General features: G+C 68.2%; 12 protein-coding genes and 1 pseudogene. 5 read left to right on the forward strand and 8 right to left on the reverse strand.

Annotated elements, in window-relative coordinates; all coding sequences use genetic code 11:
• Window positions 1-980 (forward strand): annotated as a pseudogene (locus ACZ3TS_RS17425) (hypothetical protein); the annotation flags it as partial.
• Window positions 981-1,286: 306 nt separating this feature from the next.
• Here ACZ3TS_RS17425 and ACZ3TS_RS17430 read toward each other — a convergent pair.
• Window positions 1,287-1,919 carry an HAD family hydrolase gene (locus tag ACZ3TS_RS17430; protein WP_467618654.1) on the reverse strand — a complete coding sequence of 211 codons (633 nt, stop codon included), beginning with the start codon at window positions 1,917-1,919 and terminating at the stop codon, window positions 1,287-1,289.
• A 232-nt stretch (window positions 1,920-2,151) separates the two neighbouring features.
• Between ACZ3TS_RS17430 and ACZ3TS_RS17435 the strand changes: the two genes are divergently transcribed.
• The gene (locus ACZ3TS_RS17435) at window positions 2,152-3,021 is read left to right on the forward strand and encodes a GNAT family N-acetyltransferase (protein ID WP_467618656.1); all 870 of its coding nucleotides are present in this window, start codon (window positions 2,152-2,154) and stop codon (window positions 3,019-3,021) included.
• 100 nt (window positions 3,022-3,121) lie between these two features.
• Here the strand turns inward: ACZ3TS_RS17435 and ACZ3TS_RS17440 are convergent, their stop codons facing one another.
• Window positions 3,122-3,544 carry a GlcG/HbpS family heme-binding protein gene (locus ACZ3TS_RS17440; protein ID WP_467618657.1) on the reverse strand — a complete coding sequence of 141 codons (423 nt, stop codon included), beginning with the start codon at window positions 3,542-3,544 and terminating at the stop codon, window positions 3,122-3,124.
• Window positions 3,545-3,660: 116 nt separating this feature from the next.
• On the reverse strand, window positions 3,661-4,869 hold the full coding sequence (locus ACZ3TS_RS17445; protein WP_467618660.1) for an MFS transporter: 1,209 nt from the start codon (window positions 4,867-4,869) through the stop codon (window positions 3,661-3,663).
• Window positions 4,870-5,008: 139 nt separating this feature from the next.
• On the opposite strand from ACZ3TS_RS17445, the gene ACZ3TS_RS17450 reads away from it, so the two are divergent.
• Both ACZ3TS_RS17450 and ACZ3TS_RS17455 read left to right on the forward strand, forming a co-directional pair.
• Window positions 5,009-5,467 carry a MarR family winged helix-turn-helix transcriptional regulator gene (locus ACZ3TS_RS17450; protein WP_467618662.1) on the forward strand — a complete coding sequence of 153 codons (459 nt, stop codon included), beginning with the start codon at window positions 5,009-5,011 and terminating at the stop codon, window positions 5,465-5,467.
• A 43-nt stretch (window positions 5,468-5,510) separates the two neighbouring features.
• Window positions 5,511-5,963 carry a GNAT family N-acetyltransferase gene (locus ACZ3TS_RS17455; RefSeq protein WP_467618665.1) on the forward strand — a complete coding sequence of 151 codons (453 nt, stop codon included), beginning with the start codon at window positions 5,511-5,513 and terminating at the stop codon, window positions 5,961-5,963.
• A 69-nt stretch (window positions 5,964-6,032) separates the two neighbouring features.
• On the opposite strand, the gene ACZ3TS_RS17460 is transcribed toward ACZ3TS_RS17455, so the two are convergent.
• Together ACZ3TS_RS17460 and dnaB are read right to left on the reverse strand one after the other, a co-directional pair.
• Entirely contained in the window at window positions 6,033-7,418 is a 1,386-nt protein-coding gene (locus ACZ3TS_RS17460) for a serine hydrolase domain-containing protein (RefSeq protein ID WP_467618666.1), read from the reverse strand.
• Between the two features lie 74 nt (window positions 7,419-7,492).
• Window positions 7,493-8,968, reverse strand: coding sequence for a replicative DNA helicase (gene dnaB / locus ACZ3TS_RS17465; RefSeq protein WP_467618669.1), 1,476 nt, complete (start codon window positions 8,966-8,968; stop codon window positions 7,493-7,495).
• Between the two features lie 460 nt (window positions 8,969-9,428).
• On the opposite strand from dnaB, the gene ACZ3TS_RS17470 reads away from it, so the two are divergent.
• Window positions 9,429-10,766 (forward strand): MATE family efflux transporter, encoded by a 1,338-nt coding sequence (locus ACZ3TS_RS17470; RefSeq protein ID WP_467618670.1) that lies wholly within the window; start codon window positions 9,429-9,431, stop codon window positions 10,764-10,766.
• Window positions 10,767-10,899: 133 nt separating this feature from the next.
• Here the strand turns inward: ACZ3TS_RS17470 and rplI are convergent, their stop codons facing one another.
• The 3 genes from rplI to ACZ3TS_RS17485 all read right to left on the reverse strand — a co-directional run bounded on the left by rplI (window position 10,900) and on the right by ACZ3TS_RS17485 (window position 12,265).
• Window positions 10,900-11,346 (reverse strand): 50S ribosomal protein L9, encoded by a 447-nt coding sequence (gene rplI, locus ACZ3TS_RS17475; RefSeq protein ID WP_467618673.1) that lies wholly within the window; start codon window positions 11,344-11,346, stop codon window positions 10,900-10,902.
• An 18-nt stretch (window positions 11,347-11,364) separates the two neighbouring features.
• Window positions 11,365-11,601, reverse strand: a complete 237-nt coding sequence (rpsR, locus tag ACZ3TS_RS17480; protein WP_003949403.1) for a 30S ribosomal protein S18 — start codon at window positions 11,599-11,601, stop codon at window positions 11,365-11,367.
• An 82-nt stretch (window positions 11,602-11,683) separates the two neighbouring features.
• On the reverse strand, window positions 11,684-12,265 hold the full coding sequence (locus ACZ3TS_RS17485) for a single-stranded DNA-binding protein (protein WP_467618675.1): 582 nt from the start codon (window positions 12,263-12,265) through the stop codon (window positions 11,684-11,686).
• Window positions 12,266-12,279 lie beyond the last annotated feature (14 nt).

The raw sequence follows: 12,279 nt of genomic DNA on the forward strand, positions 1-12,279 counted from the left end.
GCGACCCGGCCGCCACACTCGTCCGCCTCTACCATGAACGGTGGGAGGTCGAGTCTGCCTTTTACGCCCTGCGGCACACCCTGCAAGCAGGGCTGGTCCTGCGTTCATGTGATCCGGTCGGCCTGGAGCAGGAGATGTGGGCCAGCCTGATCGTCTATCAACTGCTCCGCAGGGCGATGACGGACGCGGCCATGCAAGGCGATGGGGCAGATCCCGACCGGATGAGTTTCACCGTGGCCCTGGAGAGCGCCCGCGACCAGGTGGCCCTCGCCTCCGGCATCGAGTACACCGGTCTCACCGCCGACGGCACGATCGGCGCCGCTGTGCTGAGATCCCCACTGCCCCTGCGGCGCCTGCGCGTCAGCGCGCGGAAGGTCAAATGCAGCACCTCGCGCTACGCGTCCCGGACCGATGATGAGCGCGCCACAACGAGCATGAACGTCACGCACCTGGCCATCGACATCCACGACGGACACGTCCCCTTCCCCGTCCTCGACACGCCCGAACCTGCCGATGGCGGGTCGTGTCTGCCGTCCCGAACAGCACGCAAGGAGCGCGTCATCCGGCTGCTGCAGACCCACCCCGTCCGCTCCTGGACGGCCCGCGAGATCGCCTATGCGCTGGGTTATCCCAAGCACCACGTCATCGCTGGGCAGTTGTGCCAGTGGGCGATCACCGGGGTGCTCGAACGCACCGCCCCCGGCGCTTACACAGTGGCCCCCGCCTGGGCTGATCCGGCTCACCCAGGACGAGCCGGACATACCAGCAAGGAACGCACGATCGCGCTCCTGCGAGCGAACCCGGACCGCTCCTGGAAGGCTCGGGAGATTCTCGACGCCCTGGAGTATCCCCCGGCCCGCCATCGCGGCCTGGTCAACGAGCTATGCCGCTGGGTCCGTGAAGGAATCCTGCAACGAACCGGCCCCGGCAGCTACAAGCTCCCCAACCCAACCGATTTGACCTGCGGCGTTTCCGCTTAACTGCCGGGCATTGGGCCCTGGACACGCGCATTCACCACCGCCTGGCAGCGGGCCCACCAGCTCCCGGCCCTCACCTGACGGCAGTCCGTCACCCCGACGACACCGGAAAGGACAGCACCGCACCACCCTCGGGCCCGTGGAACCCGACGCCCCCGCAGCGTCACGCGACGGCCAGTCCCGACACAGCACGGGACATATCGGGCAGCCAGCCGCTCACAACGCCGCCGTCAGCCCTCGGAAGAATCGAGGCAAGTCCCCCTTGGTACGCCCTGAATGGGCGGGCGAGCAAACCAGAAATTCCTTAAATTACCGGGCGAGGCGCACCAATTCATAGGCTTCCCATAGATCACGCCCGGTATAGCAGTGAGTCGCACTCCCTACCAGATGCCGGTCCCCATTGACCGCGACGGATACCGGCGCCATCTCGAACAAGTCCTTGTCCGACATCGAGTCACCGTAGGCGACGCAGTCGGCGCGCCCCACTCCGAACTCCACGCAGAGTTGGTCCGCGATCCGCACCTTGGCAGCGGCGCTGAGTATTCCCGCCGGATCCACCGGTTCCCTGAAGGGCAGTGCGGGGAAGCGCGAGCCGAACGCCGCGTGGACGCCCCACTGTGTCAGTCGCTCCACGAAGAAGGAGGGCGAAAGCGAGATGACGGCGCAGTAGTCACCGTTCTCGCGGATCTCCGTCCACACTTCCTCGATACGGGAGAGCCAGGGAGCCGCCGCAAAGGCCGCCGTCACATGTGCCTCCGTGAGTTCCGCCCACAGGGCGTGTACCTGAGTCGCGTATTCCGGGGGTCCGATGCGCCCGGCCCCGATCGCCCGGTCCAGCGCCACGGTCTCGGCCTCAAGGCCGAGTTGCCGCGAGATCTCCACGGGCGCCCATGTCCCGTGCAGCAACGTCCCGTCCAGGTCGAAGAGATGAAGTCTCGCCATGGGCGAGGAGGCTAGCGCGCGCCTACCAGCCACCGTCGCAGGACTCTCCTCGGACGCGTGCAGCCACGACGGGTCATCCGTTCGTTGCCGACCGATCGTGATCAGGCCATCGCTGTTTCACGTGAAACATCTGTCCCTGTCCTGTGCGGTCGAGCATGACATGGCCAAAAGCGTGTGCGTTCGACCGCAAACCGGTGGACGCGGGTGCCCCACGTCGGACAGCCTGACCTGCGTGCCGACACCTCCCCTCGCCGCTCTGCCCATCAGGCGTCTGACGCACCGCGATCTCGCCGCCTGCGCCGACTTGTCCGAAGACCGGGGCTGGCCCCGCGAGGAACACAAGTGGGGGCTGCTCCTTGCCGCCGGAAAGGGATATGGCATCGATGACCCGGAGGGTGGCCTCGTCACCGCCTGCGTCGTGACCGAGTACGGGTCCCGCTATCGCCCGGATCTGTGCGGCATCGGCATGGTGCTCGTCGCCCAGCGGCATGCCCGTCAGGGCGTCGGCCGCCGGCTGATGCGGCATGTGGTGGCGGAGACGGGCACCACGACCCCGCTCACGCTCTACGCAACCCCCTACGGTCGTCCCCTCTACGAAGAACTCGGCTTCAAGGTCACCGGCAGCTCCGAGATGGTGCGTGGACACTTCATACCTGGTGGACCGGCGTCGACCGTCGCCACCCGTCCGGCCACCGGGGAGGACCTCGCCGCCCTGGTCCGGCTCGACGAGCAGGTGTTCGGCGCCGATCGCACGCATGTGATCACACGGCTGCCTGCTTTCGCCGACCAGGTGCGAGTCGCCGAGGAGAACGGGCGGATCATCGGGTACGCGGCCGCCTGGCCCAACATGGACACCCACGTGGTGGGCCCGCTCATCGCCCGCGACACCGAGACGGCGAAGGCACTCGTCGGGTCTCTCGCCGCTCATACCGACCGACCCCTACGCACCGATGTCGACGTACGGCACGAGGACCTGCTGGCCTGGCTGAAGGAGCGTGGGCTCGCCTCCGTGGGCCTCAACGCGGTCATGACCTTCGGTATCCCGGACCTGCCCGGTGACTGGACACGGCGCTTCGCTCCGCTGACGGTGGCAGCGGGGTGAGTCGACGCCGAGAAGAGCGCGTGCCCCCGGGCTGCCGGGGACACGCCTTTCATCGCCGTTCGACATTCTCGGGCGCCCGCGGCGCCCGACGGCCGGTGCGTCAGGCGAGCGCCCCCAGGGCTGCCTTGGCGAACCCGTGGTCCTGTTCGGGCGCGCCGCCGCCGACCCCGATCGCGCCGATCAGCCGCCCGTTGCGGTGGACCGGGACGCCGCCCGCAATGAACAGCAGCGGACGGTCGAGCGCGGTGGGCAGGGTGTGGAAGAGGCCGCCGGGCTGGACGGCGTCGACGAGGTCGGCCGTGGGCGCGTTCAGCTGGAGCGCCGTGTAGGCCTTGCGCGTGCTGGTCTCTCCGGAGATCAGCACGGCCCGGTCGTCGCGGCGGAAGGCCAACAGGTGACCTCCCGCGTCGAGCACAGTGACGCTGACCGCGACCCCGGCGGTCTCGGCGGCGCTGTGGGCGGCGGCGACGAGCACTTCGGCGTCCTGGATCGTGAGCGGGGCAATGGCGGTGGTCGTGCTCATGGGGAAGTTCTCCTTGCGAGTGGTGCTGAGTTCTTGGGGAGCTTGTCGAGAGGGGCTGATCCGGGGACGGCCCTGGCCCCGGGCCCCGTTCGCGGCAGGCCGGTCGCGGGCAGAGATCAGTGGTGGACGGCGGTGCGCCGCTCGGCGGGCGCGGCACCTGCCACGACCGTGCCGAAGGCCGTCTCCCGGCGCTCCAGGGCGGCCGAGAGGAACGCCAGCAGCAGGGCGGAGCCGGCAAGGAGCGCGCCCACCCAGTTGGGAGCGGTGTAGCCGAGACCGGCGGCGATCACGATGCCGCCGAGCCAGGCGGACAGGGCGTTGCCGAGGTTGAAGGCACCGATGTTCGCGGCTGAGGCAAGGGTCGGCGCGCCCTGCGCATGGTCCAGGACCCGCTTCTGCAGCGGAGGCACGGTCGCGAACCCCAGGCCACCGATCAGCACGATGGTGAGCGCGGCGAGGATCTTGCTGTGTGCGGTCACGGTGAACAGTGCGAGCACAAGAGCCAGACCTCCGAGCGACACATACAGCATCGGCATCAACGCGCGGTCCGCGTACCTGCCACCGATGAGGTTGCCGCCGACCATGCCGAGTCCGAAGAGGACGAGCAGCCAGGTGACCGAACCGTCGGCGAAGCCGGTGACGTGGGTCATCATCGGCGCGATGTAGGTGATGGCCGCGAACACACCGCCGAAGCCGAGGACGGTCATCGCCATGGCGAGCAGCACCTGCACGTTCTTGAACGCGGCCAGCTCGTGGCGCAGGTGGACACCCTCCGGCCTGGGCGTCTCGGGCACGAGCTTCGCGACGCCGATCAGCCCGACCACGCCGAGGGCCGCGACCAGGGCGAAGGTGACCCGCCAGCCGGCGGACTGTCCGACGAGCGTGCCGAGCGGGACGCCGACGACGTTGGCGACGGTCAGGCCACTGAACATCATGGAGATGGCACCGGCCTTCTTCTCGGGGGCGACCATGTCGGCCGCGACCACCGAGCCGATGCCGAAGAACGCACCGTGGGCCAGGGATGCCACCACCCGGCCCACCAGCATCAGTCCGAAGACCGGGGCCACGGCAGAGACCAAGTTGCCGAGGATGAACAGGCCCATCAGGAGCATCAGCATCCGCTTGCGGGAAACCTTGGTGCCGAGGGCGGTCATGACCGGCGCGCCGAACATCACGCCCAGGGCATACCCGGTCACGAGCAGACCGGCGGTGGGAATGGAGACCCCGAAGTCGTCCGCGACCTCGGGGAGCACACCCATGATCACAAACTCTGTGGTTCCGATCCCGAAGGCCCCGATCGCGAGGGCCAGAAGCGCGAGAGGCATGAGGTAGACCTTCCAAGCGATTGCATGAGCGCTTTTCGTGCGCCAACAATAGTTGCATACGCTCTATACATGCAACCGCAGGCTATTGCAGTCGTGCTCTATCCTGGCTGTGAGCCGCTCCTGGACGGAGGAGAACGCCATGACTGCGACCGACCCCGCGCTCACAGCCCTCGCCCAGGGCTGGTGCGCCCTCTCCCTGCTGCACGGGAGGATCGAGGCCCGTATCGAGCGCGCCCTGCAGGCCAAGCACGGGCTGAGCGTGCGGGAGTACTCCCTGCTGGACGTGCTCAGCCGCCAGCACGACGGCGAAGGCGGACATCTGCAGATGAAGCAGGTCGCCGACGCCGTGGTCCTCAGCCAGAGCGCCACGACCCGGCTCGTCACCAGGCTCGAGGACCGCGGTCTGCTTGCGCGCTACCTCTGCCCGACCGACCGCCGCGGCATCTACACCAACGTCACCGACGCCGGCCTCCAGCTCCTGGAAGAAGCCCGCCCCACGAATGACGCAGCTCTGCGCGAGGCGCTCGACGAGGCGGCCAAGAATCCCGAGCTGGCGCCGCTGGTCCGCGTCGTCGAGTCGTTGAACGTGCCCGCCTAGAGCCCGCGTCCGGGGGGCGGGCCTGGCCGCATAGGGTGCGGATATGGGAGATCTTGAGATACGCACCGCCGTCCCGGACGACGTTCCCACGATCGTGGCCATGCTCGCCGACGATCCGCTGGGTGCTCAGCGCGAGTCACCGGACGACCTGACGCCGTACCTGAGCGCCCTGGAGCGGGTGAGCGGCGATCCCAACCAGCGTCTCGTGGTCGCTGTACTCGACGGACGTGTCGTGGGCACCCTCCAGCTCACGATCATCCCGGGCCTGTCCCGCAAGGGCGCGAACCGGTCGATCATCGAGGCCGTGCGTATTCACGCCTCCGAACGTGGCGGTGGCCTCGGTACGCAGCTCATCGAGTGGGCGATCGGCGAATCCCGCCGCCAGAACTGCCAGTTGGTCCAGCTGACCTCCGATGCCACCCGCACCGACGCCCACCGCTTCTACCAGCGCCTGGGCTTCGAGGCCTCGCACGTGGGCTTCAAGCTGCCACTCTGACACCGCCGTCGAGGAGCAAAGGGGGCGTGTTTCACGTGAAACATGCCCCCTTCACAAGCGCAGCGGCGCCTAACGGATCCCGATCCACCCCTCCGGGTCCACTCCACCGGGCACGGGAGCCCCCTCGTCGTACGGCTGCCGCGTGAACACGAACGATCCGAGGTCCAGATGGCTCACGGATCCGTCCGACCGCCGTACGGCCCTCAGTACCTCTCCGGCGTAGTAGCCCTCCAGACCTGTCCAGGTACCGTCACCGTTCGGCCGGAACCGCGAGCGCCGGCCGTTGCCGGACAGCGGCTCCAGTGAGACGAGCCCATCCGCCGCGACTCGCAGGGCGTAGCCGTACGTCCCCCAGTACCACTGCCCCGCCAGCTCGAGGACGGAAGGATCGACGTCCCGCAGCGGCCGCCACGGCTCGGGGATCCGAGGTTCGGCCTCGGCGACGATGCGAACGAGATCGGCACCCACCACGGACAGCAATGGGCCAGAGGTGCAATTGGCCAGAACGACGGCTGCGACGTCGTCCTCCACGCTGATCGTGAGACAGGCGAGGAAACCCGGCAGGGATCCCGTGTGCCCAGTGAGGAGCCGACCGCCCTGGCGCCGGATATCCAGTCCCAGACAGTAGGCGTACCCCGTCGCCACGTCAGCGGCCTCGGGCGGAGCCGCCGGAGTCCGCATCTCCAGAAGCGACTCTGCGCTCAGTACCCGATCGTCCCCTTTGAGCAGGAAGGCTGCGAAGCGCGCCAAGTCGCCTGTTGTGGACCACAGTTGTCCGGCCGGAGCCATTCGGCCGAGGTCTTCGGCCGGTTCAGGAAGCATGACATCGGCCCATGGGTGCACCGCCCAGCCACCGGCGTGCGGTGCCTGCGCACGGCCACTCGTACGGTGCAGGCCCAGGGGTTCGAGCACTTCCCGCCGAAGGACCTCTTCCCACGGTGCTCCGCGCAGTGTCTCGATCAGCGCCCCGAGCAAGGTGTAGCCAGGGTTGGAGTAATGGAATCTGCGCCCGACCGGATGCCTCAGTGGCTGCTCGCCCAGCACGTCCGCAAGCTCGGGGCGCAGCGAACCGGGCGTGCGTTCCCACCACGGCGCGGGCGACTCGGCCGCCAGGCCGCCTGTATGGGCGAGCAGTTCGGCGATGGTCGCCTCCCCCGCACCGGTGCCGGGCAGATGCTTCTCCAGCGGGTCGCCGAGGTCCAAGAGGCCCTCGTCACGCAGCCGCAGCACGAGGAGCGCGGTGAAGGTCTTCGTGATCGATCCGATCCGGTACTGCACGTTCTCGTCCGGGGCATGGCCGTCCACGGAGGTGCGCGAGCCGTGCCACACCGTCCGCCCGTCCCGGACGACCGCGGCCACCAGGGACGGCGCCCTCCCCTGGGACTGCGCAACGGCGATGCGGTGCAGCAGTGACCGGCGCGTGGCGGGGAGCAACTCCTCTTGAGATGTCGTCATGGCTACAGTCCACTCGGCCGGGGATTCCACGTCGAGTCGATTACCCCGACATCACCGATGTCCGACCGACGGGATCAGGTCTGCGCCATATCCACAAAACGGGAGTAGTGCCCCTGGAAGGCGACGGTGATCGTCGCCGTAGGACCGTTTCGGTGCTTGCCGACGATGATGTCCGCCTCGCCCGCTCGTGGCGACTCCTTCTCGTACGCATCCTCACGGTGCAGCAGGATCACCATGTCGGCGTCCTGCTCGATCGAGCCGGACTCACGCAGGTCGGACACCATCGGCTTCTTGTCCGTCCGCTGCTCGGGGCCTCGGTTGAGCTGCGAGAGCGCGATGACGGGCAGCTCCAGCTCCTTGGCCAGAAGCTTCAGATTCCGCGACATCTCGGAGACCTCCTGCTGCCGGCTCTCGGACCGCTTGGAGCCGGACTGCATCAGCTGCAGATAGTCGATGACGACCAGCTTCAGGTCGTTGCGCTGCTTGAGGCGGCGGCACTTGGCGCGGATCTCCATCATCGACAGGTTCGGCGAGTCGTCGATGTAGAGGGGAGCGGCCGAGACGTCCGGCATACGACGGGCGAGCCGGGTCCAGTCCTCGTCCGTCATGGTGCCGGACCGCATGTGGTGCAGGGCCACACGCGCCTCGGCGGACAGCAGCCGCATCGCGATCTCGTTACGGCCCATTTCGAGCGAGAAGATCACGCTCGGCAGGTTGTGCTTGATGGACGCTGCCCGCGCGAAGTCCAGGGCCAGCGTCGACTTACCCATGGCGGGACGGGCCGCGATGATGATCATCTGGCCCGGGTGCAGACCGTTGGTGAGCTGGTCGAGATCGGTGAAGCCGGTCGGTACGCCGGTCATCTCCCCCGATCGCGAGCCGATCGCCTCGATCTCGTCGAGCGCGCCCTCCATGATCTCGCTGAGCGGCAGATAGTCCTCGGCTGTGCGCTGCTCGGTGACCGCGAAGATCTCGGCCTGGGCACTGTTGACGATCTCGTCGATGTCGCCGTCGGCCGCGTAGCCCATCTGTGTGATGCGCGTGCCGGCCTCGACCAGGCGGCGCAAGACCGCGCGCTCGTGCACGATCTGCGCGTAGTACTCGGCGTTCGCCGCGGTCGGGACCGTCTGCACCAGGGTGTGCAGATACGATGCGCCGCCGACCTTGGTGATCTCACCGCGCTTGGTCAGCTCGGCGGCGACCGTGATGGGGTCGGCCGGCTCACCCTTCGCATACAGGTCGAGGATCGCCTGGTAGATCGTCTCGTGCGCGGGTCGGTAGAAGTCATGGCCCTTGAGGACCTCGACGACGTCGGCGATCGCGTCCTTGGACAGGAGCATGCCACCGAGAACAGATTGCTCGGCATCCAGGTCCTGCGGCGGAACCCGCTCGAAGGAGGAGCCCCCGCCGTCCCATGCGCCGCTGTCCTGACCGCGCTCGTGCTGCTCGTCGCGGCCACGGCCGCCGTCACGACCACGACGGGAGGCGGGGACACGATCACTCGGACCGCTGTCGGCCCACGGATCGTCCAAGGGCTCGGAAATGCTCACCGGGCCGCCTCCTCCCGTCCGCCGCGCGGACCTCGCCGTGCACCTCTTTTCTAGGGCACGACACTGACAAAGCGAGAAGCCCAGCTCCGGTTCAGACGCGTCGGTTTTGCGCGTTTTCCGAGGACGGAGGAGGGAGTGGGCGCCGGACCACGTTAGGCCCGTCGGCACCGTCAGCCAATCTGGTTATCCACAGGCCATGTGGACGACCGACCCTATGCTGTGGAGAACTCCGCAAAACCTGTGCACGACGCGGTGGACAGCCCTGTGAACAAGCCCTCAGCCCCTCCACCGAAGTGGCTCTGTCCTGCATCTTTCCCGTCCACCGGCTGTGCAGAAGAAAAACTTCCCCAGTCGGACCAAGATCCCCTCGAAGGGTGCACAGCGCCACACCCTGCCGGAATCGAAGTAAGGGGTGTAGATGCTTTGTATCTCTTACCTGTGGATGGTTAGATTGGCCTTCATGACACAGGCCCCCGCGACACCCCGCGCCACCCGCCGCCGGCACGACCGGGAGATCGTCGCGCTGGCCGTTCCGGCCTTCGGCGCACTCGTGGCAGAACCCCTTTTCGTGATGGCCGACAGCGCGATCGTCGGCCATCTCGGGACGGCACAGTTGGCCGGTCTCGGAGTCGCCTCTGCACTCCTCACCACCTCGGTGAGCGTCTTCGTCTTTCTCGCCTACGCCACCACGGCCGCGGTCGCCCGCCGTGTCGGCGCGGGCGACCTTCGGGCGGCCATCCGCCAGGGCATGGACGGCATCTGGCTGGCGCTGCTGCTGGGAGCGGGCATCATCGCCGTCGTCCTGCCGACGGCCCCCGCCATCGTGGACCTCTTCGGCGCTTCACAGACCGCCGCTCCCTATGCGACGACCTACCTGCGGATCTCGGCGCTGGGCATCCCCGCAATGCTGGTCGTGCTCGCCGCGACCGGTGTCCTGCGCGGGCTGCAGGACACCAGGACACCTCTGTACGTCGCCGTCGCGGGCTTCGTCACGAACGCCGCCCTCAACGCGGGCCTCGTCTACGGCGCCGGCCTGGGGATCGCCGGTTCGGCATGGGGCACCGTCATCACCCAGTGCGGTATGGCCGCCGTGTATCTGTACGTCGTCGTTCGCGGCGCACGTCGGCACGGGGCCTCGCTGCGGCCGGACGCGAGCGGGATACGCGCCTGTGCACAAGCGGGAGTTCCCCTGTTGGTCCGTACGCTCTCGCTGCGCGCGATCCTGATGATCGCCACCGCCGTCGCGGCACGGCTCGGGGACGCGGACATCGCCGCACACCAGATCATCCTGTCGCTGTGGAGCCTGCTCGCCTTTGCCCTGGATGCGATCGCCATCGCCGGGCAGGCCATCATCGGGCGCTATCTCGGCGCGGACGACCCGCTGGGGGCCCGCGAGGCGTGCCGACGGATGGTGCAGTGGGGCATCGTCGCCGGTGTCGTACTCGGGCTGCTGGTCCTTGTGACCCGCCCGCTCTTCCTGCCGCTGTTCACCAGCGACACTCTGGTCCACCGTGCGGCCCTGCCTGCACTGGTGCTCGTGGCCGTCGGGCAACCCATCTGCGGCGTCGTCTTCGTATTGGATGGCGTACTGATGGGTGCGGGCGACGGGCCCTATCTCGCCTGGGCCATGTTGCTGACCCTGGTGGTCTTCGCTCCCGTAGCCCTGTTGGTCCCGGTCCTCGGTGGCAGACTCACCGCCCTGTGGGCAGCGATGACACTGATGATGATCGTGCGGATGCTCACGCTGTGGCGACGCTCTCGTTCGGGACACTGGATCGTGACGGGTGCGACGCGCTGACCGAGCCCACGACCGTGGCTCCGCGCCGTTTCACGTGAAACATGCCGCCGCGCGGCGCCGCCTTCGGTCACGCAGAAGGGCCGCACCCTGGCGGGGTGCGGCCCTTCTCCCAGCTGTCAAGCCGAGCGCAGCGTCAGCCCGCGACGACCTCGATGTTGACCTTGGCGGCCACCTCGGGGTGCAGACGCACGGACGTCTCGTGGGAGCCGAGCGTCTTGATCGGGGCGCCCAGCTCGATGCGGCGCTTGTCGACCTCGGGGCCACCGGAGGCCTTGATCGCCGAGGCGATGTCAGCCGGGGTGACGGAACCGAACAGACGGCCGGCGTCGCCGGAGCGGACGGCCAGGCGGACCTTCACACCCTCGAGCTGGGCCTTGACCTGGTTGGCCTGCTCGATGGTCTGGATCTCGTGGATCTTGCGAGCGCGACGGATCTGCTCGACGTCCTTCTCGCCACCCTTGGTCCAGCGGATAGCGAACTTCCGCGGGATCAGGTAGTTGCGAGCGTAACCGTCCTTGACGTCGACGACGTCGCCCGCGGCACCGAGGCCGGAGACCTCGTGGGTGAGGATGATCTTCATGAGTCTGTCACCCTTCCCTTAGCGCGCGGTGGAGGTGTAGGGCAGCAGCGCCATCTCACGGCTGTTCTTGACGGCCGTGGCGACGTCACGCTGGTGCTGCGTGCAGTTGCCGGTCACGCGACGGGCACGGATCTTGCCGCGGTCGGAAATGAACTTCCGCAGCATGTTCGTGTCCTTGTAGTCCACGTACGTGACCTTGTCCTTGCAGAAAGCGCAGACCTTCTTCTTCGGCTTGCGCACAGGCGGCTTCGCCATGGTGTTTCTCCTGTGTGATCAAGAAGTGTGGGGTACGACCCGCCCTCGACCCGGCCCGGTCCGAAGGACCCGGCCAGAAGGCCTAGAAGGGGGGCTCGTCCGAGTAGCCGCCACCGCCACCGCCGCCGCCGGAGCCACCGCCCCAGCCGCCACCGCCCTGGCCGCCACCGGCCGGAGCGCCGGTCGCCCATGGGTCGTCGGCCGGAGCGCCGCCCTGCTGACCGCCGCCGGGGCCACCGCCCCAGCCGCCGCCACCCTGGCCGCCACCGCCGCCGTAACCGCCCTGGCCACTGCGGCCGCCGGCGGTCTTGGTGACCTTGGCCGTGGCGTTGCGCAGGCTCGCGCCGACCTCGTCGACGTCGAGCTCGTAGACCGTGCGCTTGACGCCCTCACGGTCCTCGTAGGACCGCTGCTTCAGCCGGCCCTGCACGATGACGCGCATGCCTCGCTGGAGCGACTCGGCGACGTTCTCCGCCGCCTGGCGCCAGACCGAGCAGGTCAGGAACAGGCTCTCGCCGTCCTTCCACTCGTTCGTCTGGCGGTCGAAGGTGCGGGGAGTGGACGCGACGCGGAACTTCGCGACCGCCGCACCGGACGGGGTGAAGCGCAGCTCGGGGTCATCGACAAGGTTGCCGACGACCGTGATGACGGTCTCGCCTGCCATGGGGGAACCTCTCG

Source organism: Streptomyces sp. NPDC022910 (assembly GCF_055561075.1).